Raw genomic sequence first — 14394 nt, 5'->3', positions numbered from 1 at the left:
TACCCATCGATTGCCCGCACATCTGCGGGACATCTACAGCAGGATTGGATTCGGGTCGTCCCAACCGAGCGGGGAACGGGTTGAACACCATCGCTTGCAACCAAAAAGGTGCGGGGCGGGGTGAAATCCCCCGCCCCGCCCCGCTTAAGTCAAGTCTACTTATAATGCCCCTTGAAGGTATTCACCGAATCCTTGAATGCCTCCCAGACATGCTCGCTTTCGGCCTTGACCTGCTCCCAGGTGTTTTCGCTCGCGGCCTTCATTTCCTCCAACCGTTTAGCGCCTTCCTCGCGCTTGACGCGCAACGCAGCGAGTTGCTCCTGATAGGCCTCTCGTGCATCTTCCTTGATCTCACTCCCTTTGGCCTCCCAGGCATCAAGATCCGCGCTCCATTCGTCGAGCCGCGTTTTCATCGCCGCAACATATTCGTCTTTGGTCATCATTTGGATCGTTCCTGTTTTGGGTTGTCAGGCCGACTGCATGTCGGCATGGAGATGCCTAATCGGCGTGTACATCAATTCTGCATTCACTTAAAACGCGCCAGGTAAAACGCTGGTTGATTGACGCGAAATCGATCCAGCGCGAAAACAATTCACGCTAAAGGAGCGCGATTTAACGCCAGTAAAAATCCAGCCGCGACTGGCCCGAGCCACCGATATGCGCGGTCTTGCGCTGGGCCTCACCATGGCCGACTTCACCGGTGGGGGTCACTTCCACGCTGTAGTCGCCCGGCGCCAGTTGAACAAAGAACAGCGGGCCTTTCGATTCGGCAGTCAGGATCTGTTGGCTGCGCGCATCCGAAATCGTCACCCGAACCGCTGAGAGATATTCACCACTCCCCTGTTTCGCAAACATCAAATGCAGATTGAACTGATTCGACACCGCCGCGAGTTCGGTGCGCTCGCTTTCACCAATGCCACCCGAGACATAGCGAACGCCATCATCTTTCTGAATTTCCGATGAGCGATCCATTGACTGCGGACTGTTCGCGCCACCGAGCACATCATCCGGGGGTGGCGACATAGGCGATCCGGAGTCGGACGGCATGGGCGAGGCGGGATCCTTTGCGGGTCGAATCCCATAGCTCTGGCTGGCGTCGGCCACCTGCGGCGAGCTGCCTCCAAGGATGAATACAGGCACCTGATAAATCTGCTCCGCACTGGCCGATTGCAACGCGCCGCCACCGACTATCAGCGCGACAGCAATCAGATTCAAACCGGATGTGTTTGTCATATCGAGCCTCTCTGTTTCAGGTTGATGACGTGTTCCATCTCACTCCGTGAGCGTGAAAGCCGGGCCTATCGGTCGAATGATCAAGAAATCGCTGCTAGCTGTTACGCGGCGCCACAAGCAATAGCGCACCCACCGCGATCGCCGCCACGCCAGCCCAGATCGGGATATTGACCGTTTCCTGTTCGTTCACTGTCAATTCAAGCGGGCCAACCTGAGCTTGCTGAGTCGATTTGGTATAGCTGAACCCGCCATAGGCCAGGCCCAACCCACCAGCAATGATCAGCGCAAAGGCTGAAATTCTGACTGCGTTCATTTCGCCCACCCTCTTGCGATTGATTTTTCAGGAAATTATCCGATCCGCATCCCGGCTATGGGTCCAATCACCCCGAAAACGGATAACAGCCAGAGAATCACAACGATCACAACGACTGCATTGAGGATTCTTTTGATGGTTCCGTCCATCGGGATGTAATTGTTGATCACCCACAGAATGAGGCCAACAACCGCAAGCGTTATCACCAACGAAATCAAAGTCATAAAATTTCTCCTGCAAGGTTGAACGGACGGTTGACAGACGCAGGATAAGTCGCGGCACAGGAGACGTCTGTTCGTTATCGCACAGAGACACCATGTTTTCCTGTTTGAAAGCAAAGTGGTTTTATGTGCGTTAACGAACTGATCGCCGCGAGATTTTAAAATAGTCTGCCGTTCGAACTTCCCTGATCCAGTCGCGGAAGCCGTCGCTGTCGCTCGTCACGCTTTCAACCATCCAGAACAGAAAGGTAAAACGCATGAACAAATTCAATATGACCGCCATCGCTGTTGCAGTTGGTCTGATTTTCAGTGCCGGCATGATGGCGCAGACCATGTCGAAAGACGACTATCAGGCCGCCGAGGCAACGATCGCTGACAAATACAAAGCAGATAAAGCAAACTGCGATTCGCAATCGGGCAAGCAGCAGGATATCTGTATCGCTGCCGCCAAGAGCAATAAAAATGTTGCCAAAGCCGAATTGGAAGCCCGTCACGAACCCTCTGCAAAGCATGATTATGACGTGGTCGTCGCCAAGGCCGAGGCGGACTATGCTGTCGCCAGCGCAACCTGCCAGAACAAAAGCGGTAACGATCAGGATGTCTGCATGAAGGAAGCGAAAGCGGTTGAGACCCGTATCAAGGCGGATGCCGAAGCAGAATTAAAGGTTTTAAATGCGAATAAGACGGCGGGCAAGGAATATACCGAGACCGGCATGAAGGAAAAAGCGGAGATGACCGAGGCGCGCCAGGAAGCGGCAACAGACAAGCTGGAGGCAAATTATGCGGTCGCGAAGGAAAAGTGCGATGCGTTGAAAGATGATGAAAAGGATAGCTGCCAGGATGCTGCAAAAATGAAATACGGAAAATAATCAGCCGCATCCGGTGAAATGATTCGATTGGTTTATCTCTGATCGAATCATTTCTGACTTTTGTTTCTGGTGGATATAATTATCTTGCTTGATTACTGGTATGTTTTGTTCTTGTATTTCAACCAGCCGTGGATATGTTTACTGTCAGGATCGTGGTGCGTCCAATGTACTAATCCACCTTGACTGTTCCATTCATACTGCCCATAAAAAATTATGAGGCCGCCAACTTTCAATTCAGCCAATCGCGGCGCGATATCAATATTATGAGCCATCAATAACGTCTGGCCGCTGCTGAGCCTTAGAATGAAACGTTGATGCCGATCCCCCGATAGATCATCAGTTAGCAATCGCGTTACAACACCTTGCCCCTGCACTTGCAGGCCGCTTTTCTTAGTGAGAAACGCTTGCTTTATAATCCAATCTGAGCTTTTTACTAAAGACGCGCTTTCCTGCGGCGATAGGTTGTACGCATATGTTGCGGCTGACACACATGTAATGAACAGACTTGCTAATAAAATGATGGCGTATTTTTTCATCTGCTGACCCTCTGAAACTTTTCTACGTGCCTTGGTTTCGTCCCACTCAAAATTCATGGCTGGTGCAATCTTCGGCCTTGCAGGTTTAGGTTAGGCGCGCGTGGCGGGTAGAGCGCAGCGAAACCCATCATTTTCCTGCATTGAAATTTCAGGATCGGGAAGACGAAAAAACGCTTGATTTCAAGAGGACGATCGATGATGGCATCCGGGTCCGCGAATTGATGGGTTTCGTGACCAATTGCCCTTACCCGTTGTCCCATCGTGATTAAAAGCCGTCAGGCGGATGCCCGCAGGCAGCCGCCCCCATCTCCACGGTCTCTAAAACCGGCATTTAGCTCCATACGGCGGAATACGCTACGCTATTCCGCCCTACCAAATCCGAATCAGATCCCTGCGGCGGCGCGCAGTTCATCGGCCTTATCAGTCCGCTCCCAGGTAAACCCAGGCTCATTGCGTCCGAAGTGGCCATAAGCCGCCGTGTCCTGATACTTGATCAGGTCACGGTTGGTGAGATCGAGCATCCGCATGATGCCGTAGGGACGCAGGTCGAAGTGGACGCGGATGAGTTCGATGATGCGGGCTTCGCTGACGCGCGAGGTGCCGAAGGTGTCGATGGACACCGAGGTCGGCTCGGCGACGCCGATGGCATAGGAGACCTGGATTTCGCATTTGTCAGCCAGCCCGGCGGCGACGATGTTCTTGGCGACATAGCGGCCGGCATAGGCCGCCGAACGGTCAACCTTGGACGGATCCTTGCCGGAGAAGGCGCCGCCGCCGTGACGGGCCATGCCGCCGTAGGTATCGACGATGATCTTGCGTCCGGTCAGGCCGCAGTCGCCGACCGGGCCGCCGATGACGAACTTGCCGGTGGGGTTGATGTGATATTTGGTGCCGGCGTTGAGCCAGCCGGTGTCGCCGAGCACGGGTTTGATGATTTCTTCCATCACGGCTTCGTGCAGCACGCTTTCGCTGACATCCTCGCTGTGCTGGGTGGAGAGCACCACGGCATCGACCGCGACCGGCTTGCCGTCGCTGTAACGCACGGTAATCTGCGATTTGGCGTCGGGACGCAGCCAGGGCAGCGTGCCGTTCTTGCGCACTTCGGCCTGACGCTTGACCAGCCGGTGGGCGTAGTCGATCGGGGCCGGCATCAGCAGGTCGGTTTCGTTGGTGGCGTAGCCGAACATCAGGCCCTGGTCGCCCGCGCCCTGCGCCTCTTCGGTCTCGCGATCGACGCCCTGATTGATGTCTCTGGACTGCTCGCCAAGGGCGATGAGCACGCCGCAGTTGTTGCCGTCGAAGCCGACATCGGAGTTGTCGTAGCCGATTTCCTTGACGACGCGGCGCACCACCTTTTCATAGTCGATCTTGAGATCGGCATCCGTCACCGTGATTTCGCCGGCCAGCATCACGAAACCGGTCTTGACCAGGGTTTCGCAGGCGACGCGCGCCTTGGCATGGTTGGGATCGCGACGATAGATCTCGTCGAGCACGGCGTCGGAGATCTGATCCGCCATCTTGTCGGGATGCCCTTCGGAAACGGATTCAGAGGTAAAGATGTAATCCTTGCTCATAGGTAATCAGTGGCCTGATCGCTGCGCCACGAAGGCGGTTAATGGAGCGGCGGATGATACCGTGTTGGCTGAACAGCGTAAAATCGATGTGGGCGCCCGCTGGCGGGCGGTTGAACCCTCTGTCAGAAACCTTCCGGCGACCGCCGATGGTTCATTTTGAATCGGCCGCCATTCCGTTACCATGAGCGGGACGATTTCACCTACTGACGACCTCGGAGGTTAACGATGGCCCTTGAAACCCCCGTCTGTGACTTTGGCCTCCCCGCACCGGATTTCGCGCTGCCCGGCGTCGATGGGCGGATCTGGACCCGCGACGACTGCCGGGGCGAACGCGGTCTGCTGGTGATGTTCATCTGCAATCACTGCCCTTATGTGCAGGCGATCCGCGACCGTCTGGTACGCGATGCCCGCGAGCTGGCCGTGCACGGCATCGGCTGCGTGGCAATCAGTTCCAACGATGTCAACGATTATCCGGAAGACTCCTTCGACCATATGAAACAGGTGGCCGAGCAGTTCGGCTTCCCTTTCCCCTATCTCTATGACGAGAGTCAGTCTGTCGCGCGGGCCTATGGCGCGGTCTGCACCCCGGATTTCTTTGGCTACGATGTGGATCTGGGGCTCCAGTACCGTGGCCGGCTCGACGCCAGCCGCAAGGAGGCCGCGCCCGCCGACGTGCGCCGCGATCTGTTCGAGGCCATGCGGCAGGTCGCCGAGACCGGGGTCGGCCCGGCGGAGCAGATCCCGAGCATGGGCTGCTCGATCAAATGGCGGGCTGACTGACGCGATCAACATTGTTCAGGCGGTGGAAAATGCTGGTCATTTTCACCGTCAATACTTAATATTAGCGGCTTATAAATTAGCTTCGGGCGACCGCTTTGGTCTCTGTCATCACTTCAGGAGGGACGCATGTCCTCACGTAAAGAACTTGCCAACGCGATCCGGGCGCTGGCGATGGATGCGGTGCAAAAGGCCAATTCAGGCCATCCAGGCGCACCCATGGGCATGGCAGATATCGCCGAGGTTTTGTGGAACGATTTCATGACGCACAATCCGGCCAATCCGCATTGGCCTGATCGTGATCGGTTCGTGCTGTCCAACGGGCATGGCTCCATGCTCATCTATGCCCTGCTGCATCTGACCGGCTACGATCTGGGCATCGAAGACCTCAAGCAGTTCCGCCAGCTCCATTCCAGAACCCCCGGCCATCCCGAGTACGGCTATGCGCCGGGCGTCGAGACCACCACCGGCCCGCTCGGTCAGGGCATCACCAACGCGGTCGGCATGGCGATTGCCGAAAAGGCACTGGCGGCGCAGTTCAACAAGCCGGATCACACCATCGTCGATCACAATACCTATGTGTTTCTCGGCGACGGCTGTCTGATGGAAGGCATTTCGCACGAAGCCTGCTCGCTGGCCGGTGCCCTGGGTCTGGGCAAGCTGATCGCCATCTATGACGACAACAACATTTCAATCGATGGCGAGGTGCGCGGCCACGGCGATACCCCCGCCTGGTTCCTCGACAACACGCCCAAGCGCTTCGAGGCCTATGGCTGGAATGTGATCCCCAAGGTCAACGGCCATGATCCGGAGGCGATCAAGACCGCCATCGAACAGGCGCGCGCGGTCGCTGACAAGCCAAGCCTCATCTGCTGCCAAACCATCATCGGCTTCGGCTCGCCGAACAAGCAGGGCAAGGAAGAGTGCCACGGTGCGGCGCTGGGCGAGGCGGAAATCGCCCTGACCCGCGAGAATCTGGGCTGGACGCATGCGCCCTTCGTGATCCCGGAGACGATTTATCAGGGCTGGGACGCCAAAGAGCGCGGCGCCGCTGCCGAGTCCGACTGGAACAAACGGTTCGCGGCCTATGCCAAGGCGTATCCGGCTGAGGCTGCCGAGTTCAAGCGCCGCATGGCCGGCGAGCTGCCCGCCGACTGGTCGGCGCAGGCCGATGACTTCATCCGCTCGGTGATCGAGAAAGGCGAGACCATCGCCTCGCGCAAGGCATCCCAGAACGCACTCAACGGCTTTGGCCCGCTGCTGCCTGAACTGCTCGGCGGCTCGGCTGATCTGGCCGGCTCCAACCTGACCCTGTGGAAAGGCTGCAAGGGTATCGGCAAGAGCAATGCGCCCGGCAATTATCTCTATTACGGCGTGCGTGAGTTCGGCATGTCGGCGATCATGAACGGCATCGCGCTGCACGGGGGCTTCATCCCCTATGGCGCGACCTTCCTGATGTTCTCGGAATATGCCCGTAATGCGTTGCGCATGGCGGCACTGATGAAGATCCCCACGATCTTCGTCTACACCCACGACTCCATCGGTCTGGGCGAGGACGGGCCGACCCATCAGCCGGTCGAGCAGATCCCGACCCTGCGGATGATTCCGAACATGAGCGTCTGGCGTCCCTGCGATGCGGTGGAATCCGCCGTCGCCTGGAAGCTCGCCATTGAGCGCAAGAGCGGGCCGAGCTGTCTCATCTTCTCGCGCCAGAATCTGGCCCACATGCCGCGCACGGACACGCAGCTCGCCGACATCGCGCGCGGCGGTTACGTCCTGCGCGATTGCGTCGGCACCCCCGATGCCATCATCATCGCCACGGGTTCGGAGGTCGAACTGGCGGTCAAGGCGGCGGAAGCGATGACCGACAAGGCAATTCGCGTCGTCTCCATGCCGTCAACCGACGCCTTCGACCGGCAGGATGCGGCTTACAAGGAAGCGGTGCTGCCCAGGGCCGTGACTGCCCGTGTCGCCGTTGAAGCGGCGGTGACGGATGGCTGGTGGAAATATGTCGGCACTCAGGGCGCGGTGCTCGGCGTTGACCGTTTCGGCGAATCCGCCCCGGCCGGCGCGCTCTTCAAGGAGTTTGGCTTTACCGTCGAGAATCTGGTCAGCAAGGTCCAGAGCGTGCTTTGAATTAGACAGGATTTACAGGATTAAAAGACAGGATTTTCAGAAATCCTGTCAATCCTGTTAATCCTGTCTAATGAAAAATTTATTTATCACAGGAGCTTTCACGCATGACACTCAAAGTTGGCATCAATGGTTTTGGTCGTATTGGTCGCATGGTCTTTCGCGCCATCTCCAAAGACTTCCCCAATATCGAAGTCGTCGGTATCAATGACCTGCTCGACCCCGATTATCTGGCCTACATGCTGAAATACGATTCGGTCCACGGCAACTTCAAGGGTGACATCGCGGTCGATGGCCACACCATGATCGTCAACGGCAAGCCCATCCGCCTGACCGCCGAAAAGGATCCGGCCAACCTCAAGTGGGATGAGATCGGCGCCGAGCTGGTCATCGAGTGCACCGGCTTCTTCCTCGATGAGCCGTCGTGCCAGAAACATATCCAGGCCGGCGCGAAGAAGGTTGTGCAGAGCGCGCCCTCGAAGGACGCCACGCCCATGTTCGTCTATGGCGTCAACCACAAGACCTATGCCGGTCAGGCGATCATCTCCGCCGCTTCCTGCACCACCAACTGTCTGGCGCCGGTCGCCAAGGTGCTGCATGACAACTGGGGTATCAAGCGCGGTCTCATGACCACGGTCCACGCCGCCACCGCGACCCAGAAGACGGTCGATGGCCCCTCCATGAAGGATTGGCGCGGCGGTCGCGGTATCCTGGAGAACATCATCCCCTCCTCCACCGGTGCGGCCAAGGCGGTCGGCAAGGTGCTGCCCGACCTGAACGGCAAACTCACCGGCATGGCCTTCCGCGTGCCGACCTCCGATGTCTCGGTGGTCGATCTCACCGTCGAGCTGAGCAAGGAAGCCAAGTACGACGAGATCTGCGCCGCCATGAAAGCCGCTTCGCAGTCGGGCGATCTGGCCGGCGTGCTGGGCTACACGGATGAGAAAGTCGTCTCGACCGATTTCCGTGGCTGCCCCACCCCGTCGGTCTTCGACGCCGAGGCCGGTATCGCGCTCGATTCGACCTTCGTCAAGGTCGTGTCCTGGTACGACAACGAATATGGCTACACCTGCAACATGCTGCGTCTGGTCGAGTACATCGCGAAATAATTGGGTTTGACGCCTGCTGGACGTGAGACCCATCATTCACCGCAATGGACAGGGAATGATGGGTTTTGCTCCACTTGACCCGATTCTGACCGGTTGGCTGTCCCCGGGCGTTGACGCTCTGGAGCATCACAGCCTGCCCGCCCCTGCTGTTTTCTGACCCGCCTGCCCCAATGATCAGGCCCGACCGCCTGACGATCCGCCGAGGAAACCAACCCCATGGAGCAATCGCTCGAACCCACCTGCCGTGTGACGGCGGCCAATGCGATCGCCGATGTGCAGGGGAGCGCCGACACCCGCCGCATCGCCATCGACCGGGTGGGCATCAAAGACATCCGCCATCCGGTGCGGATCCGTGACCGCTCCGGTCTTGAACAGCACACGGTCGCGACCTTCAACATGTCCGTCTATCTGCCGCACGACTTCAAGGGCACGCACATGTCGCGCTTCGTGCAGATCCTGAACAGCCACGAACGCGAGATCAGCGTGTCCTCCTTCCAGGACATGCTGGCCGAGATGTCGCGGCGTCTGGAGTCCGAGGCCGGCCATATCGAGATGCGCTTTCCCTTCTTCGTCAACAAGAAGGCGCCGGTTTCGGGGGTGTCCAGCCTGCTCGACTATGAGGTGACCTTCATCGGTGAGATCCGTGACGGTCAGCCGAATCTGGAGGTCAAGGTGGTGATACCGGTCACCAGCCTCTGTCCCTGTTCCAAAGAGATCTCGGCTTACGGTGCGCACAACCAGCGTTCACATGTCACGGTGCGAGTGCAAACCGACGGCTTCATCTGGCTCGAAGAACTCATTGAACTGGTCGAACGCGAGGCCTCATCCGAACTCTTTGGCCTGCTGAAGCGTCCGGACGAGAAATTCGTCACCGAGCGCGCCTACAACAATCCCAAGTTCGTCGAGGACATGGTGCGCGATGTTGCCAGTCGTCTGAACGAAGACCGCCGCATCCTCGCCTATGTGGTCGAAGCGGAGAACTTCGAGTCCATCCATAATCATTCGGCCTATGCCATGATCGAGCGGGACAAGGCGCGCGAGGCGCAGATCGCCGAGGCCACGCTCTGAATCACGCTCAACCCCGCTGCCTGTTCCTGCATGGCTTCACTGGCAGCGCACAGGACTGGCTGGACTGCATCGGCGACGACCCCGATTGTCTGGCCATCGATCTGCCGGGGCACGGTGATGCGCCGGATCCGACCGGCGGCTTTGAGGACGCGATCCAGCGTCTGCTCGAACGTCTGCCTGACAGCATCGACCGCCTCGTCGGCTACTCGCTGGGGGGACGGATCGCGCTGGGTTTGATGCAGGCCGCGCCCCGGCGTTTTCGCGCCGCGACCATCATCTCCGCCCATCCGGGACTGACCGATCCGCTTATCCGCGAACAGCGGCGCGCTGCTGATGATCAATGGATTCAGCTTTTGCGGCTCCAGGGAATCGAGGCCTTCGTTCATGCCTGGGAACGCCAGCCGCTCTTTGCCAGTCAACGCCGTTTGCCGTCTGCGCTGCTCGACCGGCAGCGGGCGCGCCGTCTGAGCCAGCGTGCCGAAGGGCTGGCCCGGTCTCTTGAATGCTTCGGGCTGGCCGGGATGCCCAGTCTCTGGGATGATCTGGCACAGTTTTCGGGGCAGTTGCGGTGGATCGCCGGCAGCGAGGATCCGAAGTTTCTCTATCTGGGACGGCAGGTGGCCGAACAGCGTCCAGCGACGGATCTGAGGATCCTGGATGGCGTCGGCCATAATCCCATCCTGGAGGCGCCAGCGATCCTGCCTGACCTCTTTTTAAGGTGATGTTCTGAAAAATGGTCACTCATCCCATCTCCGGCGCCGGCTATCTGTTGCAGGGCATCCGGCTCATCGCCCGCCCCGGACTCAGACGCTTCGTCCTGATCCCGCTGCTGATCAACATCCTGGTCTTCTCTGCCGCCATCTATGCCGGCATCGCCCAATTCGAGGGGCTGATGGCGCTGCTGGAGTCGCAACTGCCGAGCTGGCTCGGCTGGCTGGAGTGGCTCATCTGGCCGATCTTCATCCTGATCCTGCTCGTCCTGGTGTTTTACAGCTTCAGTCTGGTCGCCAATCTCATCGCCTCGCCCTTCAACGGCCTGCTGGCCGAAAAGGTCGAGCTGATGCTGACCGGCCAGTCGCTCGATCAGGGCAACGACTATCGCCGGATGCTCGCCGAGCTGTTGCCGACACTCTTCGATGAGACCGTCAAGATCCTCTATGCCCTGCTGTGGGCGATTCCCTTTCTGGTGCTGCTGCTCATTCCCGTGGTCGGCCCGGTTCTCTGGTTCCTTTACACTGCCTGGATCCTGGCCGTGCAATACAGCGACTATCCAATGGGCAACCACGGTCTCAAATTTCGCGAGATGCGCCGCCGATTGCGGAGCCGGCGCAGTCTGAGTCTGGGCTTCGGCGCCGCCGCTGCCGGTCTGGGCATGGTCCCGGTGCTCAATTTCATCCTGATGCCGAGCGCCGTCGCGGGCGCCACCGCCATGTGGGTGAGTGAATTCCGGCGCGCAAACAACTATCAGGGCACCCATGAATCGCGGGTCGCCACCCGTTACGTCCTGCTGGGTATCGATCATCTGTCCGGACGGATCAGCGGCGAGATCCTGGCCGGCCCGCTGCGGGGACAGTTGCTCGAACAGGTGGCGACCGAGGATCTGCTGGATCTGTTGCAGACCGCCTATATCACGGACGCCGAGTCAGCCGAGGCACTGGAGGTCTATCTGGCCCGCGAGCGCGGCCACCGCATCAGCGAACCGCCGCCCCGCAGTCGCCCCGAAGCGGCACCGCCGCCGCCATTGATCCCCATGGACGGCAATGAAGCGCGGGCCATCCTGGGCATCGGCCCGGAAGCCGGCCCCGACGAGATCCAGAACGCCCACCGCCGACTGATCCAGCGACTGCACCCGGATCGCGGCGGTTCGGACTATCTGGCGGCGAAGGTCAACGAGGCCCGGCGAGTGCTGCTGGATTGATCTAAACCGCGCCAACACGGTATGCGATGTTTTTGGATTAGATCGTTGTCGTAATCGTTGTCGTAATCGAAGACTCGACAACGACAACGACAACGATTAAGAAAACGACGGTGCTGCACTCGGAACCATCGGCGCGCCCAATGTTGAATGCGGCCTCAGTGGACGCGCGGTTTAATCCGCACTCGTGGTGGCATTCGCCACCAGTTCGCGCGGCAGGGCGAACACCACCTGCTCGCGGATGCCGTCCTGCTCTTCCACCTCACTGACGCCCCATGCGCGGAGTCGGGCGACGACCTGCTCGACCAGGATCTCGGGCGCTGAAGCGCCAGCGGTGAGACCGATGCGCGGATTGTCAGTCAGCCAGTCGCGCTGGATGTCTTCCGCCCCGTCGATCAGATAGGCGGTGCAGCCCTGCTTCTCGGCCAGTTCGCGCAGCCGGTTGGAATTGGAGCTGTTGGGCGAGCCGACCACCAGCAGCAGATCGCAGCGGGTCGCCAGATCGCAGATGGCGTCCTGGCGGTTCTGGGTGGCGTAACAGATGTCGCTCTTCTTCGGTCCCTGGATCGCGGGGAAACGCTCTTGCAGGGCGGCGATGATCTCGCGGCTGTCGTCCATCGAGAGCGTGGTCTGGGTGACATAGGCGACCCGTTCGGGATCCGGGATGGTCAGGCCGTCGATGTCGGCAACGGTTTCCACCAGATGGATGGCGCTGCCTTCGCCGGAACACTGCCCCAGCGTCCCCTCTACTTCGGGGTGTCCGCGATGACCGATGAGGATGACATCGATGCCGCTCTTGCCATAGCGGGCGACCTCCAGATGGACCTTGGTGACCAGCGGGCAGGTGGCGTCGAAGATCCGCAGTCCGCGCGCCTCGGCGGCCTGACGCACCGCTTGCGGGACGCCGTGGGCGCTGAAGATGAGGGTTGCGCCGTCCGGCACATCCTCCAGTTCCTCGACGAAGATGGCGCCGCGCTGCCGCAGCCCCTCGACGACATAGCGGTTATGCACCACCTCATGGCGGACATAGATGGGTGCCCCATAGAGATCGAGCACACGTTCGACGATGGCGATGGCGCGATCGACGCCAGCGCAGAAACCACGGGGATTGGCAAGCAGGATAGTCATGGCGGGGAGATGCAGGAGCCCTGGCTGTGTTGAAATGAATGACGACGCTGGCCTGGCGGCTGCCGGGCCGACGATGAGTTCCGGGGTGACGAAGCGTATCCTTACCCAATCACGCCCCTCAATCAAACGATGGATGGTCAGTTTGAAAACTTCAAGCATGCACGCGCCCAGCATCGGTTTCGTCAGCCTGGGCTGTCCCAAGGCGACGGTCGATTCCGAGCGTATCCTGACCCAACTGCGGGCGGAGGGTTATGACATTCGCCCCGATTACGCCGACGCCGATCTGGTCGTCGTCAACACCTGCGGTTTCATCGATGCGGCGGTGGATGAATCGCTGGGCGCCATCGGCGAGGCGCTGACCGAAAACGGGCGGGTGATCGTCACCGGCTGTCTCGGCGCGCGCGGTGAACTGGTGCGCGAGGCGCATCCAGAGGTACTGGCGGTCACCGGCCCGCATGCGCTGGACGAGGTCATGGCGGCGGTGCATGCCCATCTGCCGGCCCCGCAGGATCCCTTCGTCAGTCTGGTGCCGTCGCCGGGCGTCCGGCTCACGCCCGCGCATTATGCCTATCTGAAGATTTCGGAAGGCTGCATGCACCGTTGCAGCTTCTGCATCATCCCCAGTCTGCGCGGCGATCTGGTCAGCCGGGGCATCGGCGAGGTGCTCGACGAAGCCGGAAGGCTGGTCGAGTCGGGCGTCCGCGAACTGCTGATCGTCTCGCAGGACACCAGCGCCTATGGTCTGGATCTGCGTCATCGGCCCGATTTCTGGAAGGGCCGCCCGCTCAAAACGCATATCACCGATCTGGCACGCGCACTGAGCGACCTGCCGGCCTGGATCCGGCTGCACTATGTCTATCCCTACCCGCACGTCGATGAGTTGATCCCGCTGATGGCCGAGGGGCTGATCCTGCCCTATCTGGATATGCCGCTCCAGCACGGCAGCGAACGAGTGCTGCGCGCCATGCGCCGTCCCGCCGCGACCGAAAAGGTGCTGGAGCGACTGACGCGCTGGCGCGAGATCTGTCCCGAGCTGGTCCTGCGCAGTACCTTCATCGTCGGCTTTCCCGGCGAGACCGAGGCCGAATTCGCGCAGTTGCTGGACTTTCTGCGCGCCGCCCAACTGGATCGGGTCGGCTGTTTTCCCTATTCGCCGGTGGCAGGCGCCGCCGCCAACGATCTGCCCGATCCGGTGCCCGAAGCGGTTAAACAGGAGCGGCTGGAACGCTTCATGGCGGTTCAGGCCGAGATCAGCCGCGACAAGCTGGCGACACGGATCGGTCAGCGGCTCACCGTGCTGGTGGACGCACTCGAAGAGGATGCCATCATCGCCCGCAGCTATGCCGATGCGCCTGAAATCGACGGCGAGGTCATCATTCCCGGCGAGTGGGAGATCGAGATCGGCGACTTCATCGAGGTCGAGGTGTTCGATTCCGGCGACCATGATCTGTGGGCGCGGCCTGTGGAGGATTGAGGCGATTTCCGGGAAAGTCCGTACCCGGCGCGAAACGCCGTCAA

The 14394-nt window shown here is 59.8% G+C and carries 15 protein-coding genes; 8 read left to right on the top strand and 7 right to left on the bottom strand.

Annotated elements, in window-relative coordinates:
- Positions 1-155: 155 nt before the first annotated feature.
- From EDC35_RS14850 to EDC35_RS14835, 4 genes are all read right to left on the bottom strand, one after another.
- A complete protein-coding gene (locus EDC35_RS14850) occupies positions 156-443 on the bottom strand; it encodes a sll1863 family stress response protein (RefSeq protein ID WP_132978037.1) in 288 nt (95 codons plus the stop codon).
- Positions 444-612: 169 nt separating this feature from the next.
- Positions 613-1233 (bottom strand): carboxypeptidase regulatory-like domain-containing protein, encoded by a 621-nt coding sequence (locus tag EDC35_RS14845; protein ID WP_132978036.1) that lies wholly within the window; start codon positions 1231-1233, stop codon positions 613-615.
- Positions 1234-1327: 94 nt separating this feature from the next.
- On the bottom strand, positions 1328-1546 hold the full coding sequence (locus tag EDC35_RS14840) for a hypothetical protein (RefSeq protein ID WP_132978035.1): 219 nt from the start codon (positions 1544-1546) through the stop codon (positions 1328-1330).
- Positions 1547-1581: 35 nt separating this feature from the next.
- Entirely contained in the window at positions 1582-1770 is a 189-nt protein-coding gene (locus tag EDC35_RS14835) for a Thivi_2564 family membrane protein (protein ID WP_132978034.1), read from the bottom strand.
- Positions 1771-2024: 254 nt separating this feature from the next.
- Here EDC35_RS14835 and EDC35_RS14830 point away from each other — a divergent pair, with 254 nt between their 5' ends.
- Positions 2025-2636 carry a hypothetical protein gene (locus EDC35_RS14830; RefSeq protein ID WP_132978033.1) on the top strand — a complete coding sequence of 204 codons (612 nt, stop codon included), beginning with the start codon at positions 2025-2027 and terminating at the stop codon, positions 2634-2636.
- A 92-nt stretch (positions 2637-2728) separates the two neighbouring features.
- Here the strand turns inward: EDC35_RS14830 and EDC35_RS14825 are convergent, their stop codons facing one another.
- Positions 2729-3229 carry a DUF3465 domain-containing protein gene (locus EDC35_RS14825; RefSeq protein ID WP_207896261.1) on the bottom strand — a complete coding sequence of 167 codons (501 nt, stop codon included), beginning with the start codon at positions 3227-3229 and terminating at the stop codon, positions 2729-2731.
- Positions 3230-3555: 326 nt separating this feature from the next.
- Positions 3556-4746: a methionine adenosyltransferase gene (gene metK / locus EDC35_RS14820; protein ID WP_132978032.1), complete on the bottom strand. Its 1191-nt coding sequence runs from the start codon at positions 4744-4746 to the stop codon at positions 3556-3558.
- Between the two features lie 225 nt (positions 4747-4971).
- Here metK and EDC35_RS14815 point away from each other — a divergent pair, with 225 nt between their 5' ends.
- The 6 genes from EDC35_RS14815 to cysZ all read left to right on the top strand — a co-directional run bounded on the left by EDC35_RS14815 (position 4972) and on the right by cysZ (position 11751).
- Entirely contained in the window at positions 4972-5526 is a 555-nt protein-coding gene (locus tag EDC35_RS14815) for a thioredoxin family protein (protein WP_132978031.1), read from the top strand.
- Between the two features lie 126 nt (positions 5527-5652).
- On the top strand, positions 5653-7659 hold the full coding sequence (tkt, locus tag EDC35_RS14810) for a transketolase (RefSeq protein WP_132978030.1): 2007 nt from the start codon (positions 5653-5655) through the stop codon (positions 7657-7659).
- 104 nt (positions 7660-7763) lie between these two features.
- The gene (gap, locus tag EDC35_RS14805; RefSeq protein ID WP_132978029.1) at positions 7764-8765 is read left to right on the top strand and encodes a type I glyceraldehyde-3-phosphate dehydrogenase; all 1002 of its coding nucleotides are present in this window, start codon (positions 7764-7766) and stop codon (positions 8763-8765) included.
- Between the two features lie 216 nt (positions 8766-8981).
- Positions 8982-9833: a GTP cyclohydrolase FolE2 gene (gene folE2, locus EDC35_RS14800; RefSeq protein ID WP_132978028.1), complete on the top strand. Its 852-nt coding sequence runs from the start codon at positions 8982-8984 to the stop codon at positions 9831-9833.
- Entirely contained in the window at positions 9830-10555 is a 726-nt protein-coding gene (locus EDC35_RS14795) for an alpha/beta fold hydrolase (RefSeq protein ID WP_341539442.1), read from the top strand. The genes folE2 and EDC35_RS14795 overlap by 4 nt, the downstream gene beginning before the upstream one ends.
- A gap of 11 nt (positions 10556-10566) precedes the next feature.
- Entirely contained in the window at positions 10567-11751 is a 1185-nt protein-coding gene (cysZ, locus tag EDC35_RS14790) for a sulfate transporter CysZ (RefSeq protein ID WP_132978027.1), read from the top strand.
- Between the two features lie 171 nt (positions 11752-11922).
- Here the strand turns inward: cysZ and ispH are convergent, their stop codons facing one another.
- Entirely contained in the window at positions 11923-12876 is a 954-nt protein-coding gene (ispH, locus tag EDC35_RS14785; RefSeq protein WP_132978120.1) for a 4-hydroxy-3-methylbut-2-enyl diphosphate reductase, read from the bottom strand.
- 157 nt (positions 12877-13033) lie between these two features.
- Between ispH and rimO the strand changes: the two genes are divergently transcribed.
- Positions 13034-14350 (top strand): 30S ribosomal protein S12 methylthiotransferase RimO, encoded by a 1317-nt coding sequence (rimO, locus tag EDC35_RS14780; RefSeq protein WP_132978026.1) that lies wholly within the window; start codon positions 13034-13036, stop codon positions 14348-14350.
- Positions 14351-14394 lie beyond the last annotated feature (44 nt).

It is taken from the genome of Thiobaca trueperi (assembly GCF_004342175.1).
GTDB classification, from domain to species: Bacteria; Pseudomonadota; Gammaproteobacteria; order Chromatiales; family Chromatiaceae; genus Thiobaca; species Thiobaca trueperi.
This window is presented reverse-complemented; position numbering and strand designations above follow the sequence as displayed.

Excerpts from the sequence above, each read along its gene's own strand:
- folE2 (WP_132978028.1), top strand. The coding sequence starts at position 8,982 with ATGGAGCAATCGCTCGAACCCACCTGCCGTGTGACGGCGGCCAATGCG.
- EDC35_RS14830 (WP_132978033.1), top strand. The coding sequence starts at position 2,025 with ATGAACAAATTCAATATGACCGCCATCGCTGTTGCAGTTGGTCTGATT.
- EDC35_RS14825 (WP_207896261.1), bottom strand. The coding sequence starts at position 3,229 with ATGAATTTTGAGTGGGACGAAACCAAGGCACGTAGAAAAGTTTCAGAG.
- EDC35_RS14815 (WP_132978031.1), top strand. The coding sequence starts at position 4,972 with ATGGCCCTTGAAACCCCCGTCTGTGACTTTGGCCTCCCCGCACCGGAT.
- tkt (WP_132978030.1), top strand. The coding sequence starts at position 5,653 with ATGTCCTCACGTAAAGAACTTGCCAACGCGATCCGGGCGCTGGCGATG.
- metK (WP_132978032.1), bottom strand. The coding sequence starts at position 4,746 with ATGAGCAAGGATTACATCTTTACCTCTGAATCCGTTTCCGAAGGGCAT.
- ispH (WP_132978120.1), bottom strand. The coding sequence starts at position 12,876 with ATGACTATCCTGCTTGCCAATCCCCGTGGTTTCTGCGCTGGCGTCGAT.
- rimO (WP_132978026.1), top strand. The coding sequence starts at position 13,034 with ATGCACGCGCCCAGCATCGGTTTCGTCAGCCTGGGCTGTCCCAAGGCG.
- EDC35_RS14840 (WP_132978035.1), bottom strand. The coding sequence starts at position 1,546 with ATGAACGCAGTCAGAATTTCAGCCTTTGCGCTGATCATTGCTGGTGGG.
- EDC35_RS14850 (WP_132978037.1), bottom strand. The coding sequence starts at position 443 with ATGATGACCAAAGACGAATATGTTGCGGCGATGAAAACGCGGCTCGAC.
- cysZ (WP_132978027.1), top strand. The coding sequence starts at position 10,567 with ATGGTCACTCATCCCATCTCCGGCGCCGGCTATCTGTTGCAGGGCATC.
- EDC35_RS14845 (WP_132978036.1), bottom strand. The coding sequence starts at position 1,233 with ATGACAAACACATCCGGTTTGAATCTGATTGCTGTCGCGCTGATAGTC.
- gap (WP_132978029.1), top strand. The coding sequence starts at position 7,764 with ATGACACTCAAAGTTGGCATCAATGGTTTTGGTCGTATTGGTCGCATG.
- EDC35_RS14835 (WP_132978034.1), bottom strand. The coding sequence starts at position 1,770 with ATGACTTTGATTTCGTTGGTGATAACGCTTGCGGTTGTTGGCCTCATT.